Below are 17,231 nucleotides of genomic sequence, written 5' to 3' on the forward strand. Positions count from 1 at the left end.
ATACGTTACATTGTAAGAGGCAAGGTATAAAAATATTGACAGTCTATATAAATAGGGAACTTCGCGTCAGCAAATCGATCAACAAATGTGGGAGAGGAAGTAGAGATGAAGAAAGTTCGGCATTGGCCGATCACTATGGCGATTGTAGCCCTTGTGTTCTCGCTCGCTATGAACTATGCGCCTGAGCATGCAATGGCATTACAAGTAGACCGGTTATCTCCTGCTATCGAGTTGCAGGATAAGTTACAGGAAAAGTATATGGAGAAGATGGGCCTCAAGGAAGAGGAGGTTCTTGGCTTTTATTACTCATCGATGAAAGACAGCACAGATGCTCGTAAACATAACATCAAGCAAGCATTGAGCAAGATTCATAATGAAAAAATCAAGCCGCAACAGGTGTTTTCTTTCAATGAAATAGTGGGAAATTCAAATTTGCCAGAGGATGGTTGGCAACAGGCCGGAGTTATTCAGAACGGCCAGCTCGTCGATGACTATGGAGGCGGGGTTTGTCAGGTTTCCAGCACGCTTTACAATGCAGTTGCTGAAGCGGGAATGATCATGGTGGAACGGCATAACCACAGCAAATCAGTGAGATATGTGCCAGTGGGTCAAGATGCCACAGTCGCGTATGGCTATAAGGATTTTAAATTTACCAACTTGTACGATTTCCCTGTGAAAATCAAAGCAAAATCATATGATGACGAACATGTTGTGATTGCGATCATACGTGCGTAGCTAAGCAGGAATAAAGGGGGCATCCTATGGATGAACCCTGTTTTTTTCGGTATTTCTTCAGGGAAAAAATGGATGGAGATTTGGTTTTGAGTCATGCATTCCTGACCATACTGTTTTAGAGGGAGGTGCCGTGATGTTCGTTCAGGTGACAGGTGATTCACACAATCAAGAGGTTCTCGTCTTGGGAGAACGGTTAGATCGCCAGCAGGATGGTTGTTATCTCTTGCCTGGGAGACTTGTCCACGCATTGAAGCCACATGATTTGCCGGTAGGAATCCCGTTCAAGCTCTCAGGTGCGCTGCCCTCTGGCTACGGGTTTTATCGGGAGGATACTGTTGTTTTCCGGCGGACGAATGATACTCCCTCCCTGTGGATTGATGTTACTTCTACATATATGGTTGCGGAATGGGATGGTTTGTTCTCGGCAGAAGCGACGGTTGAAGCCAGAAAGCATGTCGTGGAACAACAACAGCAGTTTGCCTTTGTCCTCTCCGAAGCGACAGAGCAGCAAGTGATTTTCCATTACGAATTTTCCTGGAGCTCTGAGCAAGAGATGGATTTGGAGAGTGCGTTGGAATCTATTTGTGATACCGTGATTGAAGTAGAAGCACGAGGAAATGCCCGTCTTTGGCCTGGCTATGGAAACTACATGGAAGAGGGCGAACAAGACAAGCTGTAATACACCATGCAGCCATGATATAGTGAAAAAAGAGACAGCCACCAAAGGAGAGGACGAGATGGAGCCAGTCAAAAATATTTACTGTATCGGTCGCAACTATCGATTGCATGCTGCGGAGTTAGGGAACGATGTGCCAACCAAGCCAATGATCTTTGATAAGCCAACACATGCGCTTGCGATGGCAAATGGTGAGGCCATCGAGCTTCCGGCATCTCGTGGAGAGCTTCATTATGAGGCGGAGCTTGTGATTCACATCGCGAGACCGTATGAGGCTGGGGTTACACTTGACGAAATGATTGACAAAATAGCACTCGGGATCGACTTTACTTTGCGTGATGTTCAGAGCGAGCTGAAGAAAGCTGGGCATCCATGGTTGTTGGCAAAAGGGTTTAAAAATTCAGCCATTTTGACATCATTTCATCCTTTCCCTGGTATCCATGAGCTGCACCAAACGGATTTCTCGTTGCTGAAAAATGGAGAGCAGGTGCAACGAGGCAATCTGCGTGATGTGATTTTTGATTTGGAAACCATTATTGCCTATATTTCCGAAAATCTGGGACTGGATCAAGGAGATATCATTTACACGGGTACACCAGCAGGGGTAGGCCCGGTTTCGGATGGAGATGTGCTCACTCTCAAGTGGGGAGAAGAGACGTGGGGGCAGTTTACAGCCAAAATGAAATAGAGACGAATCGCGAACCATCTTCTGACAGAAACAAGCAGAAGATGGTTTTTGTTTGGGGCTCAGGCCAGGAAAATAGCCACTTTTCGCGAAGAAAATCAACTTTGAAACCGTTTTGTAACCTTTATGGTTCCATGGAACTAAGAAGTAACAACCGCCTACTTTGCACACCGTTTTCTGACTAGTCCCATGCTACCAATTCCATCATTGGAAAATTTTACGGTCTTATCCTCCTGTTTCCTCCTGCGCTATTCTGTCCATGTACCCAAGACGGGTGCCACAACATGACAAGGAGGAAAAGAAAGTGACGAAACGAGATTGGGTAATGAGGTCAACAGTAGCAGTCATGCTGAGTACGTCCCTGTTAATGGGTGGTCAAATTGGAGAAGTGGCCGCTAAGACACCAGATTCAAAACAATCAGAGATTGCGAACATTGCTACTTCTTTGATCGGGAAGGATTATGAGTACAAAGCAAAGGGACCGAAGCAATTCGGATCAGCAGAGCTGGCTACGTATGCGTACAAACAAGTAGGGATTTCCATCGGGAGCACAATCTCTAGCCTGTACAAGACCGGGACTAAAGTATCCGAAAAAAGCGTGGTGCCAGGAGATTTGGTGTTCTTCGCCTCTAGCGGAAGCGGCAGCCCAACTTTTATGGGAATATACATAGGCAGTGATCAATTCGTTTATTCTTCAAAAGGGGAAGACGAGGTAGTTGTAAAAAAATATTCGGAGTACAGTGACAAATTTGTAGGGGCTCGTCGTGTTATTGATAGCAATTCCTCAGAGACTACGCCTACTAAGCCAGAAAAGCCGGCAAGCAATCTTGCTGACCAAGTCATTAAAAATGGCGAAAAGTATATGGGTACCAAATACAAATACGGGTCAAGCAGCAGTACGACCAATACATTCGACTGCTCTTCCTTTACACAGCGCGTGTTTAAAGAAGCCGGCATTACATTGCCGCGCGATTCCCGCCAGCAATCAACTGTGGGGAAATCTGTTTCCAAGAGCAATCTGCAAAAAGGTGATCTGATCTTCATGAAGGCATCCGTAACCACTTCTTCTGATCGGATTACACACGTAGCCATTTATGCAGGGGATGGGAAAATCCTGCACACATACGGCAGTCCTGGTGTGACTTATTCCAAGTACGACGGAACGAACTGGGAAAAGCGCACAGTTAAAATCAAGCGCGTCATTTAAGCATCAAATCCATTTCAGCTCTCATGCACTTGCATGGGGGCTTCTGTATTATATAGGACGCTTGTTCGCACAGATCGTTTCGCGTCAATTTTTGCCAATAGTAGTACGGAGCAAGTAGCGTCATAGGCCTTTTTTTGTCCCAATTTTTTGTCGAAAGAAAAAGGTGAGAAATATAGTGATGTCGAATTATTATTCATCAATCTTAGAAAAGGTGGAGATGTGCCTATGGAACTAAACATGCCAGTGAACTATAACTTCGCTGCCCAGGTGGACGAATGGGCGAAAAAACACCCAGAGAGACGAGCGGTTTGGGAGTTAGATGAACAAGGTCAGGAACATATCCTTACGTACGAAAATTTGCGCCAATATTCAAACAAAATTGCAAATGGACTAGGTTCCATTGGAATCGAGCATGGGGATCGGGTACTCGTTCTGGTTTCCAGGGGAACATTGGCTTATGGTCTCTATTTGGCTCTGCTGAAGCTGGGGGCAGTGATTTTGCCAGGGTCTGAGATGCTGCGTTCCAAAGATATTGAGTACCGGATCAATCATGCAAAAGTAAAGGCTGTGATCAGCTTCGGGGGAGCAATGAGTGAGGTTGATCTGACGAGAGGCAACTGTTCTACGCTGCAACACTACATCACGACGGGAGAAGTGAAAGAAGGTTGGATTTCGCTTGAGGGGCTACTCCAAGGGCAGGACACAGAATTTGAGGTAGTAAACACGAAGTCGGATGAGCTGGCATTCCTGTCTTATACATCAGGCACGACTGGGGGACCAAAAGGAGTTATGCACGTTCACGGTTGGCCGTTTGCGCATCTGGCTGTAGCCGCTACACAGTGGCTGGACGTTCGAGAAGGTGACGTGGTTTGGGCAACCGCTGGGCCTGGTTGGGCCAAGTGGATCTGGAGCCCGTTTGTCTCTACGTTAGGACTGGGAGCGACCGCATTTGTCTATAAAGGAAAATTTTCCGCGGAGAATTATTTGACGATTCTGCAAAATTATCCGGTTTCTGTCTTGTGTGCGACGCCAACCGAGTACAGAATCATGGCAAAAGTAACGAACCTGGAACAATACAAGCTGTCCGCCTTGCGCTCCGCATGTTCCGCCGGTGAACCACTTAATCGGGAGGTGATCGACACATTCCGCCGAGTATTCCAGTTGACCGTACGAGATGGATACGGACAGACAGAGAACACGTTGCTGGTAGGTACCTTTGTTGGCATGGAGCCAAGGCCAGGTTCAATGGGCAAGCCATCGCCAGTTGTGAGGATTGCCATTATTGACGAAGAAGGAGCGGAGCTGCCGGTAGGCAAAGTGGGCGATATTGCAATTGATCGTCATATGGTGGCGCTGTTCAAAGGCTATCTGGATGATCCCGAGCGCACTGCCAGAGCATTTCGCGGAGACTGGTACGTGACGGGTGACCAAGGTCGCATGGACGAAGATGGCTACATCTGGTTCGAAGGACGTTCAGACGACATTATCATCTCAGGCGGATATACGATTGGTCCGTTTGAGGTTGAGGATGCGTTGGTGAAGCATGCGGCAGTAGCGGAGTGTGCGGCGGTTGCCAGTCCTGATCCAGAGCGTGGGCATGTGGTAAAAGCTTTTGTCATCCTGAAAAAAGGGAATGAGCCATCCGAAGAGTTGATCGCGGAATTGCAAAACCATGTCAAACAATTAACTGCTCCTTATAAATACCCGCGCAAAATCGAATTTGTTCAGGAACTGCCGAAAACGACCTCCGGTAAAATCAGACGGATCGAGCTGCGTCAGCAGGAGGTACAGCAAAATCAGCATATGTAGTGAATAGTTTGTCTTACGAAATTGTAAGATTGCTGTAAGTGGATTCGATGGGACGAAATGCGCGCATCCCCTACAATGTGAGTAGAAGCAAGGCAAGGGGGAATGCAGCATGAACCACCTTCCAATCCCATTAGGAAGAAACACCGACTTGTATGAAGTGGCGAGCATGCCTAAGAGCATGAAGAAGCTCGGTGTTCGTTGGAAAAAACGACTGCGTATCAGTTTTCTCGTGATCATGATGGCAGCTATCTTGGCGCCGATCATGCTTGCGTGGACAGGGAATATATGGATAGATGAAAATAAGCTGGCTGCTGTTCAGCAATCCAACAGCTATGTAAAGCTGGACGAAATGCCTGATTATGTGTGGAAGGCGTTCGTTGCGATAGAGGATCATCGGTTTATGCAGCATCCAGGAGTGGACCCGATTGGATTGAGCCGCGCTATCTGGGTGGATATCAAGGAAGGTGCCTACGTGCAGGGCGGAAGTACAATCACCATGCAGTTGGCGCGGAACCTGTTTCTGACAAACGACAAAACGATGACCAGAAAAGTGAAGGAAGTTGCGATCGCTTTGCAATTGGAACAGCGATACAGCAAAAAAGAACTGCTCGAAATGTACCTCAACGTCATTTATTTCGGGCACGGAAAATACGGGATCGGCGAGGCTGTTCCCTTTTACTTCGGAAAAAAAGCAACAGAAACAGGGGATCGAGCGGTAACACTGGGAGAAGCGGCAATGCTGGCTTCTTTACCGAAAGGACCAGAGCGCTACTCACCGGTAAAGAACTGGGGCCGAGCCAAACAACGGCAGGAGGTAGTGCTGAATCGGATGAACGAATTGGCCGTGATCGACCAAAGCGAAAGTACATTGGCGAAGAACGAACAGATATCCGTTGTGCCTACTGTCAAACGCGCAGTGAAATAATCGAATGTGATGGAAAGTGACCAGTCCGCAGTTGATGCAGATTGGTCACTTGTTTGTTGAGGACTTCTTACGTCGTTCGGTTCACAGCCTTGCCCAGCGCATCTTCTAATACATGGGCATACTGCATGGTCGTCTCGATTTTGGAGTGCCCCAGCTGTGCTTGGAGCTGATGGGGGTCAGGGTTCAACCGAAGAAACTGTGTAGCAAAGCTGTGACGAAGCTTATGTACGGACAAATCGGGGATGCCGAATGCTTTCGCGTACTTTTTGACCAGCTTTTGGACAGACCGCACTTCGATGCGATGCCCATTCGGATTGGCAGGGGAAACAGCGAGAAAAACAGCGTCCTCTTGTGGGTCGGGATTGTATTTGTCACGCAGCTGCAAGTATTTGGCTAAGTACTCTTTGCCCCAGTCACTGAAAAAAGGAGCGTCTTCTTTCTTTCCTTTGCGGATCAATTTCAACTGGTTCTTTTCCATAATAATATCGGATAGATCGAGACTGACGATCTCTGACACACGGAAGCCACCGGATAAAATCATCGCGATCAAGGCAGTATCCCGGTCGCGGTTTTGCATGTGATACTGCTTCTTTTTTTCCGTATCGCAGTGAGCCAAATATCCGTTGTAGACAAAATCGACGAACTGATAGATTTCGTCGTCAATCAGGATTTTTGCCCGAATGGCATGGGCGCGTGCAAGGGGAGTCAGCTCCGTGATCTCCAGCTCGATTTTGGCGAGTACATTCCGCGTCAAATACGATTCCCCATTCTCATCCTCAGCAAGAGCAGACAAGTAATGAAAAAGCGATTTCAGGCTCGATATTTTTCTGCTGATGGTGCGGTCGCTGTACTCTTTCTTCGCGCTTTTGGTAGGGTTCGAGAGCAAAGCAGATCGCTCATACAGATGCGACTCCTGCAAGTATAATATGTAGCTTTCTACCGTTTCCTTCTTCAAGTCATTCAAATCGCTTAACGGGATGTCCTTCATATCCGTCGCGGTACTCAAACCTTCTGTCATCATCCAGCGAAAGAAAAAAGAGAAATCGCGGAGGTAGCCAAGCAAGGTGGAGGGTGAATTCTTTTTTGCTTTTTTATGCTCAATAAACTTTTCGACATACCAAGGGTAGGAGCCCACTGTTTGCAAAAGCTGCAAGGCATCGCGCTGTTTGGTAACGGACATGCTTTCACCACCAACATCTTTTTGTAAATCGTATACGAACATATATTCTATCAAAAACCAAACGTTCTGGGAATTGCAAATTGAACAAGAAACCGTCATGATGGGGAGTGTGGATAGATGTTGGACAAGAACGGAGTGGATTTGTAGTGGCAACATGGGACTTATCTGAGACGAGACATCACGTGTTGATTTGCAACGGTGGAAGCTGTATGCGCAAGGGCGGCGAAGAGGTTACGGTAGCGATACGTGAAGCAATTACCACCGCAGGCTTGGATGACTATGTACATACCACCCGCACGCGTTGCAACGGACGCTGTGAGGACGCATGCGTGATGATCGTGTACCCCGAGGGAATCTGGTACGAAAACGTGACGCCAGAAGATGCACAGCTGTTGGTGGAAGAGCATTTTCAAAACGGCAGACCAGTAGAGTCCTTGATGACGCATCGCTTTGAATCGAACGGTTTTGTGCGTACGATTGACAACAAGCCTGGCATCTTAAAATCACAAAAGGCAAAAAAATGAGGAAAGAGCCACGATCTGCTTATAGGAAGCAAGAGAGTGGTTTTTTCATTTTCGGGAGTCTACGAATATCGACAAAAGGAGAAAGTAGGAGAGATGACATTATGGAAAGGAAAATGATTGAAAACGTTAACAATATGTCTTTGTGATGTGGACGTTTTAAGTAAATGGTGGTAAAATGTCTGTAGATTAAGTTGATTTTATGCGAATTTTATCAAAATGATATGTCCATACAGTGTGAACAATTGTTTTTGTGGAAGTTACTAATCGATGGCTGAATAATGGAGGGATTCTCGTTGGCGAGCAAAACACTTGAACATTTTTTACATGAAAATCTGGCAGATTTGAAGAGCAAGGGACTGTACAACGTCATTGATCCTTTGCAAAGCGCAAATGGTCCTGTCATTACGATTGCAGGAAAAGAACTGATCAACCTCTCCTCCAATAACTATCTGGGCCTGGCTACTGACCAACGCCTTGTGGACGCTGCGATTGCAGCAGCGAGCAAATACGGCGTAGGAGCAGGGGCTGTGCGCACAATCAATGGTACCTTGGACTTGCATGTGAAGCTGGAAGAAAAGCTCGCTGCCTTCAAGCATACGGAAGCTGCAATCGCTTACCAATCTGGTTTTAACTGCAACATGGCTGCGATCTCTGCTGTCATGGACAAGGACGATGCGATTCTTTCTGACGAGTTGAACCACGCTTCCATTATTGACGGATGCCGCCTGTCTCGTGCGCAAATTATCCGTGTAAACCACTCCGATATCGATGACCTGCGTGCGAAAGCGAAGGAAGCGAAAGAATCCGGCAAATATAAAAAACTGATGGTCATTACTGACGGCGTATTTTCGATGGATGGCGATGTTGCCAAGCTGCCGGAAATCGTAGAGGTAGCCGAAGAATATGACTTGATTACGTATGTAGACGATGCCCACGGCTCTGGTGTTCTCGGCAAAGGCGCAGGAACGGTTAAGCATTTTGGCCTGTCGGATAAAATCGACTTCCAGATCGGCACACTTTCCAAAGCAATTGGGGTAGTCGGCGGTTATGTCGCGGGACGCCAAGAGCTGATCGACTGGCTCAAAGTACGCAGCAGACCGTTCCTGTTCTCGACCTCGCTGACGCCAGCGGACGTGGCTGCTTCGATTGCGGCTATCGATATTTTGATGAACAGCACTGAGCTGCACGACAAGCTGTGGGATAACGGACACTACCTCAAAAAAGGCTTGAAAGAACTCGGCTTCAACATCGGGGAGAGCGAAACGCCTATCACTCCTTGCATTATCGGAGACGAACAGCAAACCCAGGAGTTCAGCAAGCGACTGTATGAAGAGGGCGTGTATGCGAAAGCGATCGTGTTCCCGACTGTCCCAAAAGGAACTGGTCGTGTACGGAATATGCCAACAGCGGCGCATAGCAAGGAAATGCTGGATCGTGCCCTTAGCATCTACGAAAAAGTTGGGAAAGAAATGGGGATCCTGAAATGAAAAAAATTCTGGTAACCGGGGCGTTAGGACAAATTGGTTCCGAGCTCATCATGAAATTACGCGATATTTACGGAGCGGATCAAGTCATCGCTACAGATATCCGGAAAAACGAAGACGATCCTGTGGTGCAATCGGGTCCATTCGAAGTTCTTGATGTCACAGACGGGAACCGGATGTTTGAACTGGCGAAGAAACATGGCGTGGATACGATCATGCATTTGGCTGCCTTGTTGTCTGCAACAGCAGAAGCAAAGCCTCTCTTGGCGTGGAACTTGAATATGGGCGGGTTGGTTAACGCTCTGGAAGCAGCGCGTGAGTTGAACTGCCAGTTCTTTACGCCGAGCTCGATTGGTGCATTTGGTCCGACTACCCCGAAGGACAACACGCCGCAGGACACGATTCAACGCCCTACGACCATGTATGGTGTAAATAAAGTTTCCGGTGAGTTGCTCTGCGATTACTATTATCAAAAATTTGGGGTAGATACGCGCGGTGTACGCTTCCCAGGTCTGATCTCGTATGTAGCGCCTCCGGGCGGTGGTACGACCGACTATGCAGTTGACATTTACTACAAGGCGATTCAGCATGGGGCGTATACGTCCTACATCGGCAAAGGCACGTACATGGATATGATGTATATGCCTGATGCGCTGAATGCGATTGTTTCCCTGATGGAAGCAGATGCCTCCAAGCTCATTCACCGCAATGCGTTCAACGTGACTGCGATGAGCATTGAGCCAGAAGATGTAGCAGCAGCGATTCGCAAACACATTCCTGAGTTTACGCTCTCTTATGAAGTCGACCCTGTGCGTCAGGCGATTGCCGATAGCTGGCCGAACTCGATTGATGCTACGGCTGCCATGCAAGAGTGGGGCTTCAAAGCGGAGTACGACTTGGACAAAATGACCGAGGACATGCTCGCAAAACTGCGGGGAAAGTTGCTCCAGCAAGTCGGATAAACGAATAGAGAAAAGGAAAACTGCTACTTCTTCTTGTGCGAGATGCGAGAGAGGTGGCAGTTTTTTTGAATGCCTTTCCTCTTCTAAGGGCACATTAACAAAGGATGCTTGGAGGAAAGGATGAACGAGATCGATGAGCAAAAAGGATTACATCCTTACGATTATTGAAAAATTCGAGAAACACAACGATATGATGCCAGAACGGTTGCAGGCTGTGATAAAAGAGGTGAAGCAGGATATTGAAAATGTCCCCGCAGAAGCCTTCTATTTGCAAACGAATGGGGTAGTGACACATTCTGCAACGAGTGGTGATTCTGAGCGTAACAACCCTCTATTTCGATTATCAGAAGTGTATTTCGATCTGAAAAAGCTCGCTGAGACAAATAGAGATACTCATCCAGATTTGATTTCAGCCATTACCCAGTATGAGGGCTTGCTGAACGAATCCGAGGGGTATTCTCCAGAGTAGCTAGCTCAAGCCAACGAAAAAGAGAGGGGGAGAGCCATGGACATGCAAAAAAACCTACATGGCAACCATTCGAAGCACGGCAAAGAAGGACAGGTCATCCAAAATCTTCCGGATGCGAAGGTCAGTAGTCCTGAGGAACAAACAATAGAGAGCTGGGGCTGGTCTAATAATACAGAGACCGTTCGAGATCGCTGACACATCGTAACAAATAAAACCTTCCGGAAGCGGGAAGGTTTTTCTTATTCCAAGATGCCATGACACACATAATATGAAAACCGTCCAAACGAGGACGGTTTTTTGGCTTACAGGAGCATTTGTTGTTGGGGCTGGTAAGCGTTAATCATCGTGTTCATCGTGTGATCGGCAAGCTGCGGAGCTTGGTAGTAGCCTTTGGCATTCATGTATTGCCAGGTTTCATAAGCCATTTGCTGGCAAGCATTTGCACCATTTACGTGATATTGGCGGATTCCTGGATCGACGCACTCAGCCGCCCAAAGCATGCCAATTGCCGAACCCGCTTTATGCCAGTTCAGCATGAGGGTAGCAATTGTCATATCTGACAAGCGGGTCGGGTGTGGGTTGGGAGCAGCCATCTGCGGGTTATTAAGACCAACTGCTGTAGGTTGTGCTACACGCAATTGAATAGGAGCTGGTGCAATGTTGAAACCTTTTCCTTGCAAGAGGCTAATCCCTTGCTGGTAGGCGTTCATGATTAATTGCTGATGTCTGTTAATGATGCCTGTTAATTGAGGGTCCTGTGCCATCTCGGCAAGTACACCGTGCATTTCAATCGCGGCGTGTTTGGAGCGGAGTGCTTCTTGTGTTTCCAAAAACTCATGAGCAGCAAATCGTTGCATAATGGCCTCCTGAAATTGAATTGGGTTACTGTCAACCTTTGATAGTGTTTGTATAGAATCAATGGATATTCAGGAAAAAAGTGGGGAAAGGGGATGTCAACCGGGCTCTAAAACATGTTTTCGTAGCCAGTGCGTGGTATCTCGATATTTTTTTGTCCAGCATTTTCATCGATTTTTCCGTCGTTTGTACCTTCCATGTAGTTGTCACTGACTTGTTCGTGTGTAATGGCGAGTCCTTGCTCTGTCAACGATTCACTTTTATAAAAGGACGGGTCGTACGTTTTGTCGGCGACCTCCTCGGCAGCTTTAAGCAAATCTTCATCGTTGTTTTTCATCGTGTTCCCTCCTGAAGTTAAAAGATAATCCAACGGACATTTTGCAAAGTGGTGCTAGCTTACGTATTCAGCCGAGTACGAATTGAAGCCTGCATGTACCGAAAGCAATGTATTTGCATAACCCACCAAACGATTGACTGTCTCATCTACCACTGCGTAGACCAGCGGATGCAGAGTAGGGTCATGCAGCTTTGGGTCATCGAAAATCACGGTGGTGTTGATAAACACATCCCGATTTCCAATCAAGTCGTAATGAATAAATACTTTCCCGCAAGCCCCTTCTGTCTGCGGATCTCGATATCCCGGCAAAAACAGATACCATTCCTCGGCTGTTGCAGAACGGAAATTTTTCGTGAAAGTGAGACCTTGGATAGCTTCCTCTGTTTTTCTTTTTAATTCAGGGCTCATCAAAATATCCGACAAGAATCTTTCCTCCTTCTGCTCCCTTTCAGTATGAAGAAAGGAGGGCAATCCCATGCAGAACACCAAAGATTGTCTAATAATCGTTTAAAGGAGGCAAACTACTGCTAACTTGCATGCTGGAGGGATCGCAATTGACTGAACAAAACAATCAGGAAGTGGAAAATAAAGAACTGAAAGTACTGGGGACGCACGCAGCAGGAAGCACCGATTTATTTGAGACGCGAAAAGCGGCGAAGGACGAAGTTGTCGAGGCGCCCAAACATCCTGGAGGCGCAGGCTCATCAGGAACTTACTAGGAGGATTTGCCTAGCCTAACAAAAAGAAGCGCCTCTGCCACGGCTATAGCCGGACGAGGGCGCTTCTTGCATGATTCTTACAGTTTTTCACGTGCATGTTTGAGGGTGATCGAATTGGCAATGGCTGTCCACATATCAGGTGATTCAGAGCCAACGTACCAGTACGCCAGTCCACCAATTTGCCATTGCAGACTAGCCTGAGCCTTGAGCCCAATCGACCGGCTTTCTTCCAGCCAAATCGTGTGTGTGACGCCTTGCTTTTGATACGTCGAACGGTATTGTCCAACTTTGTCGTCCCAGATTGTTTTTGCTCTGTATTGCGAGAGTAACTGGTATGACTGAGGGATGCTGATATCTGTCGATTTCAATGACCCATTCGATTGGTACCAGTCGCGTGTATAAAGAGGCATTCCGGCGATCAGCTTTTGGGTCGGAACCTCGTCAAGCAGGTCGGTAATGACTTTCGTAAACCAAGGCAAGGATGCTACGGAGCCTGCTTCTGACCCGCCTACCCAATGCTCTTCATAGGCCATTACTACCAAATAATCCGCGTGTTTTGCTAATTTAGCAAAATCGAAAGGATCGCTCCAGTCTGAATCACCATCAGGCGGTATATCTACAGATAGAACAGCACCTTTTGCGTGAAGAGCAGTCGCGAGCTCCTGGATAAACAAGGTGAAGTTGTTGCGATCCGCAGGGGAGAACCCTTCAAAATCGATGTTAATCCCATCTAACTGGTACTGTTCAATGAAGGAAGAAAGCTTTTGCACGGTTGCTTTTCGTTTATTGGGATCGGACAGCATGGCGTGAGTAGCGTCGGGATCGAATTTATTTCCGAATAGAGGCCACACCTGCTTGCCATTTGCCTGCGCCCAATGGACGAGTGAAGCATCCGTCAAGTCGCTAATCGTTCCGTCTTTTTGCAGGAAGTACCAACGTGGAGATAGCGTGTTGACTCCGCTTGTTTTGACCTGTGCAATGAACTCCTCTGTCGTGGATTGGTATTGCCATCCGAGAGAGACGAGCGGTTTTGCTGTAACGTTTTGCTTCTTGAGATTCTCCTGAATTCGATACAAAATAACAGCCGTTTCTTCTCTCGATAGTGCTTGAGTCGGACGGAAGTAGCCGTTGTAGCCAACCAACCATTTTTTCTCTATGGCGTGGCTGACTGAGGCCCGTGCCCAGCTGGAAATCGCATGGGCATCCTTCACCGACAACTGGTATGAAGGAGAAATGCTCTGCTCCAGTGCGCGTACGAGAAACGCAGCGGCCTCTTCGCGAGAGATCGTCCGCTTCGGAGCAAAAGTAGTAGGGCCGATGCCATTCGCAATGTTAAGTCCAGCAGCAGCTTGTACGTATCCGTATGCCCAAGAGTTTTTTTGGACATCCGAATAGGCTGCGACGTTGCTGGCCACCGGCTTAATACCGAGCGTGCGTGTGAGCATCGCAACAAACTCAGCACGCGTCACCGGGCGAGTTGGGTGAAAATACCCGTTTTCATCCCCAGCGATGACACCTGCCACCTGTAGCGAACGGATTTGCTCTTTCGCATAGCTGTTTGCGATATCTTTTAAATTTTTTGTCGATGCTGTGGATGCAGGGACTCCTATGGCAAAAGAGAGACCGTACACCAGAAAAGCAAAGGAGACTAACCAGATATGTATGTTTTGTTTTTTCATCATACATCCAGTATAAGGAGAGAGAACCATTCTTTCATTGGTCAGATTTTGGTAGAAACCTTGCAGGAGTGCTGGGGAACTCTTTTGTTGTAAACGCGATATGATATGATGGAGGAATAAGAATAGAGAGAATAAAGCGAGGCGGAGAGAAATGGAAGACGTACTGATTGTAGGCGGTGGGCCTTGTGGACTGGCAGCGGCAATAGCCTGCAAGCGAGCTGGACTTGATCCCATCATTATTGAAAAAGGGGCGCTTGTCCATTCGATTTATCGCTACCCGACCTATATGATTTTTCATAGCACACCTGATTTACTGGAAATCGGAGGTGTGCCTTTTGCAACGGCGAACGACAAGCCGACCAGACAGGAGGCACTCAATTACTATAGATTGGTAGCAGCACGAGAAAAATTGCGCGTGAACGTATATGAAACGGTGACAGGTGCGAAGAAGACGCCAGTTGGCTTTCAAATCACGACCACAGACCGATTCGCCAAAACACATACGTACGAAGCGAAAAACTTGGTGATCGCCACAGGTTACTTTGACAATCCGAATCGACTACATGTACCAGGTGAGGAGTTGCCGAAGGTTTCGTCCTTCTACAAGGAAGCACATCCGTACACTGGGCTTGCAGTAGCGGTAGTAGGGGGAAACAACTCTGCTGTTGACGCGGCAATGGAACTGGAGCGGGCTGGAGCAGAAGTTACGGTGATTTGCCGCCGAACGGAGCTATCTGATAAGGTCAAGGCATGGACAAGACCTGTTTTTGAGAGTCTGATCAAAAAAGGACGCATCCAGATGCTGTTCGGTGCAACAGTCGAGAGCATTGAGGAGCGTTCCATCAAGGTGAAAACAGGGGAGGAAGTCATTACGCTTGCCAATGACCATGTGTTTTCTTTGATTGGATACCGTCCGGATCGTACCTTCCTTCATTCGTTAGGGGTTATGATTGACGAGGAAACGGGAATTCCAGCGCATCATCCAGAGACAATGGAGACGAACATCCCAGGACTCTATATAGCGGGAGTCATTGCGGCGGGCCATCACGCGAACCCCATTTTTATTGAAAATGGAAGGTTTCATGGTGAAGGAATCGCCCGCCACATTGCCTCTCATAAGGAGTAGTAGCTGCTATTGATTAGAACTGCCACTCCAATTGTCTGCCTCCGATGAGGTGGTAGTGCAGATGGAAGACAGTTTGTTGTCCATGCTTGCCAATGTTGGTTACGATTCGGAAGCCATCCTCGTTCACGCCCATTGTTTCTGCCACTTTTTGCAGGGATAGATGGAGGTGACCGATCAGCTCCTTGTCCTCAGGCTCGATAGCCAGAACGGATTGAATATGCTTTTTCGGAATCATCAGGACATGAACAGGGGCAACAGGATTAATGTCATGAAATGCCAATACATGCTCGTCCTCATACACTTTTTTAGATGGAATGTCTCCGTTTACAATTTTGCAAAATAGGCAGTCCATAGGGCGATACATCCTTTCTAATAATGATAGATCGTAATGCCTACTTCGTCATGCGAGTAGGCTTTCCCTGTTTTTTACTCTGGAAAAGTCTGTTCCAAAAACTGAAGAACCCCACGCCAAGAGTGCTCAGATGCGTAGGCGTTGTTTTTGGGCGTACCACCATTGAGCTGTGTACGGGTCGTCGGTATGTAAGGAAAGCGGATCCCGTGTCCTGTATCCGCGTAACGCAAATGCACTACCGAATGAGCAAACTGATGGTCCTTTAACCGCTCAACCATTTGCTCGCAATGCTCTGCTGCTGGCCACCAGTGATCGTCATCCGAGGAGAGGAAGAGGATCGGACCATTGATTTTTTCAACCGGAATTTCGGTATCCTCTAACCACTCACAAGCAGCCCATGCTTCAGCATGGATGTGATCGATGCGTTGACCTGCGTCGAGCCGCTCCTGCGAGACCTTTGTCTGCTCCTCTGTCCATGGCACGAATGGAAGAGGTTCTCCTTGAAACGACCAAGAGGATTGCGGGGAGAACGTGTCTGATCCAGCGAATGCTTTATCTGTACCGATCGTAACGGTAGAGCTGGGGCTCGAAGCAATGACAGCATGTACGTGTTGATCGAGCGATGCTGTGACTAATGCCAATTCTGCTCCTTTGGAGCGTCCGAATAACGTGATTTTCTCAGGGTGTACGGAGGGCTGCTGCTGTAGCCAATGAATGGCGCGTTGAACATATTCGATTGGGATTTGGCGGATATCGTCAGGAAGATCATTGCATTGGAAGTAAGCAAGTGCTAGCGCCGGATAGTCGTGAGAGGCGAACAAAGCTGCGAATTGTGAACAGGAACCGATTCCACCTTCGCTTCCACCAAGTACGACAATGGCGGGTCTTTGCTCCGTGTGAGGTTTTGAGAAATACAGACCGACTAGCCCGTTGTCTGTCACTTTCTGAATCGATACGTCACGAGAGACAAAAATACGTTTCACAACGGCTTTCGCTACGGGTTTATCGTAGACTTCTGCCGTTAATTCAATCTCAGTGGAGCGTGGGGTGAACTGAAAGTCGTCCAGAGAATAGGCATGATAAAAGCGCATGGTTTGGACATTCATCGACCAGAAAAGCCCCATCGGATCAATTCCCTCATAAGTACCAAATAAAGGAGCTTGGGAAACCAAATCCACCGAGCCATTTTCGTCTGCTTGGAATATAGCATGTGATGATGCAGTCAAATCTCCTCCAGGCAACCCATTTTTCAGAGTGGCATGAAGGGTGATTAATTGATTGGGGATAAACCCGCTAAGGGTGATATGGACAGGAACATCTATTAAGGCTGTCGCAGGCGTAACTTCAATTTGTGGAAGCATCATTTTTGTCAACACTCCTTCCAGATTGCGGGAACACTTGACACAGTCATTATAGTAGAATGAATAAAAGTTCGCCGGGACGAAATGTGACGGTATGGTTAACTTGACTTCTCGTCTGTGATGTAACTATAATCATTACAACGAAA

20 protein-coding genes are annotated in these 17,231 nt (G+C 47.5%); 13 read left to right on the top strand and 7 right to left on the bottom strand.

Annotated elements, in window-relative coordinates; translation table 11 throughout:
- The first annotated feature begins 105 nt into the window (after positions 1 to 105).
- The 6 genes from FO446_RS13460 to FO446_RS13485 all read left to right on the top strand — a co-directional run bounded on the left by FO446_RS13460 (position 106) and on the right by FO446_RS13485 (position 6,037).
- Positions 106 to 735 (top strand): VanW family protein, encoded by a 630-nt coding sequence (locus FO446_RS13460; RefSeq protein WP_237900840.1) that lies wholly within the window; start codon positions 106 to 108, stop codon positions 733 to 735.
- A gap of 133 nt (positions 736 to 868) precedes the next feature.
- A complete protein-coding gene (locus tag FO446_RS13465) occupies positions 869 to 1,414 on the top strand; it encodes a hypothetical protein (RefSeq protein WP_173609414.1) in 546 nt (181 codons plus the stop codon).
- Positions 1,415 to 1,472: 58 nt separating this feature from the next.
- Positions 1,473 to 2,099 (top strand): fumarylacetoacetate hydrolase family protein, encoded by a 627-nt coding sequence (locus tag FO446_RS13470; RefSeq protein WP_173609413.1) that lies wholly within the window; start codon positions 1,473 to 1,475, stop codon positions 2,097 to 2,099.
- A gap of 301 nt (positions 2,100 to 2,400) precedes the next feature.
- Positions 2,401 to 3,303 (top strand): C40 family peptidase, encoded by a 903-nt coding sequence (locus FO446_RS13475; protein WP_173609412.1) that lies wholly within the window; start codon positions 2,401 to 2,403, stop codon positions 3,301 to 3,303.
- 225 nt (positions 3,304 to 3,528) lie between these two features.
- A complete protein-coding gene (locus tag FO446_RS13480) occupies positions 3,529 to 5,112 on the top strand; it encodes an acetate--CoA ligase (RefSeq protein ID WP_173609411.1) in 1,584 nt (527 codons plus the stop codon).
- Positions 5,113 to 5,221: 109 nt separating this feature from the next.
- Positions 5,222 to 6,037, top strand: a complete 816-nt coding sequence (locus FO446_RS13485; protein WP_173609410.1) for a transglycosylase domain-containing protein — start codon at positions 5,222 to 5,224, stop codon at positions 6,035 to 6,037.
- Positions 6,038 to 6,104: 67 nt separating this feature from the next.
- Here FO446_RS13485 and xerS read toward each other — a convergent pair whose 3' ends face one another.
- Positions 6,105 to 7,217, bottom strand: a complete 1,113-nt coding sequence (xerS, locus tag FO446_RS13490) for a tyrosine recombinase XerS (RefSeq protein WP_173609409.1) — start codon at positions 7,215 to 7,217, stop codon at positions 6,105 to 6,107.
- Between the two features lie 146 nt (positions 7,218 to 7,363).
- Between xerS and FO446_RS13495 the strand changes: the two genes are divergently transcribed.
- The 5 genes from FO446_RS13495 to FO446_RS13515 all read left to right on the top strand — a co-directional run bounded on the left by FO446_RS13495 (position 7,364) and on the right by FO446_RS13515 (position 10,851).
- Positions 7,364 to 7,741: a (2Fe-2S) ferredoxin domain-containing protein gene (locus tag FO446_RS13495; protein WP_237900842.1), complete on the top strand. Its 378-nt coding sequence runs from the start codon at positions 7,364 to 7,366 to the stop codon at positions 7,739 to 7,741.
- A 293-nt stretch (positions 7,742 to 8,034) separates the two neighbouring features.
- Entirely contained in the window at positions 8,035 to 9,228 is a 1,194-nt protein-coding gene (locus tag FO446_RS13500; protein ID WP_088907339.1) for a glycine C-acetyltransferase, read from the top strand.
- Entirely contained in the window at positions 9,225 to 10,187 is a 963-nt protein-coding gene (locus FO446_RS13505) for an L-threonine 3-dehydrogenase (RefSeq protein WP_048032750.1), read from the top strand. The genes FO446_RS13500 and FO446_RS13505 overlap by 4 nt, the downstream gene beginning before the upstream one ends.
- A gap of 133 nt (positions 10,188 to 10,320) precedes the next feature.
- Positions 10,321 to 10,656, top strand: coding sequence for a hypothetical protein (locus FO446_RS13510; protein WP_173609406.1), 336 nt, complete (start codon positions 10,321 to 10,323; stop codon positions 10,654 to 10,656).
- Positions 10,657 to 10,692: 36 nt separating this feature from the next.
- Complete coding sequence (locus tag FO446_RS13515) at positions 10,693 to 10,851, top strand: hypothetical protein (RefSeq protein ID WP_173609405.1); 159 nt, start codon at positions 10,693 to 10,695, stop codon at positions 10,849 to 10,851.
- 107 nt (positions 10,852 to 10,958) lie between these two features.
- Here FO446_RS13515 and FO446_RS13520 read toward each other — a convergent pair whose 3' ends face one another.
- The 3 genes from FO446_RS13520 to FO446_RS13530 form a co-directional block, all read right to left on the bottom strand.
- A complete protein-coding gene (locus FO446_RS13520; protein WP_173609404.1) occupies positions 10,959 to 11,513 on the bottom strand; it encodes a spore coat protein in 555 nt (184 codons plus the stop codon).
- A gap of 107 nt (positions 11,514 to 11,620) precedes the next feature.
- Positions 11,621 to 11,848 carry a YozQ family protein gene (locus FO446_RS13525; RefSeq protein WP_173609403.1) on the bottom strand — a complete coding sequence of 76 codons (228 nt, stop codon included), beginning with the start codon at positions 11,846 to 11,848 and terminating at the stop codon, positions 11,621 to 11,623.
- 54 nt (positions 11,849 to 11,902) lie between these two features.
- Positions 11,903 to 12,271, bottom strand: coding sequence for a hypothetical protein (locus FO446_RS13530; protein ID WP_047069110.1), 369 nt, complete (start codon positions 12,269 to 12,271; stop codon positions 11,903 to 11,905).
- A 131-nt stretch (positions 12,272 to 12,402) separates the two neighbouring features.
- Between FO446_RS13530 and FO446_RS13535 the strand changes: the two genes are divergently transcribed.
- Positions 12,403 to 12,567, top strand: a complete 165-nt coding sequence (locus FO446_RS13535) for a hypothetical protein (protein WP_173609402.1) — start codon at positions 12,403 to 12,405, stop codon at positions 12,565 to 12,567.
- Between the two features lie 77 nt (positions 12,568 to 12,644).
- On the opposite strand, the gene FO446_RS13540 is transcribed toward FO446_RS13535, so the two are convergent.
- Positions 12,645 to 14,249, bottom strand: a complete 1,605-nt coding sequence (locus FO446_RS13540; protein ID WP_237900844.1) for a glycosyl hydrolase family 18 protein — start codon at positions 14,247 to 14,249, stop codon at positions 12,645 to 12,647.
- Between the two features lie 148 nt (positions 14,250 to 14,397).
- Between FO446_RS13540 and FO446_RS13545 the strand changes: the two genes are divergently transcribed.
- Positions 14,398 to 15,372: a YpdA family putative bacillithiol disulfide reductase gene (locus tag FO446_RS13545; RefSeq protein ID WP_237900846.1), complete on the top strand. Its 975-nt coding sequence runs from the start codon at positions 14,398 to 14,400 to the stop codon at positions 15,370 to 15,372.
- Positions 15,373 to 15,385: 13 nt separating this feature from the next.
- Here FO446_RS13545 and FO446_RS13550 read toward each other — a convergent pair whose 3' ends face one another.
- Entirely contained in the window at positions 15,386 to 15,724 is a 339-nt protein-coding gene (locus FO446_RS13550; protein WP_007727375.1) for a histidine triad nucleotide-binding protein, read from the bottom strand.
- A 74-nt stretch (positions 15,725 to 15,798) separates the two neighbouring features.
- On the bottom strand, positions 15,799 to 17,088 hold the full coding sequence (locus FO446_RS13555) for an acyl-CoA thioesterase/bile acid-CoA:amino acid N-acyltransferase family protein (protein WP_237900848.1): 1,290 nt from the start codon (positions 17,086 to 17,088) through the stop codon (positions 15,799 to 15,801).
- Positions 17,089 to 17,231: the final 143 nt, after the last annotated feature.

The organism is Brevibacillus brevis, from assembly GCF_022026395.1.
Classification (GTDB): Bacteria; Bacillota; Bacilli; order Brevibacillales; family Brevibacillaceae; genus Brevibacillus.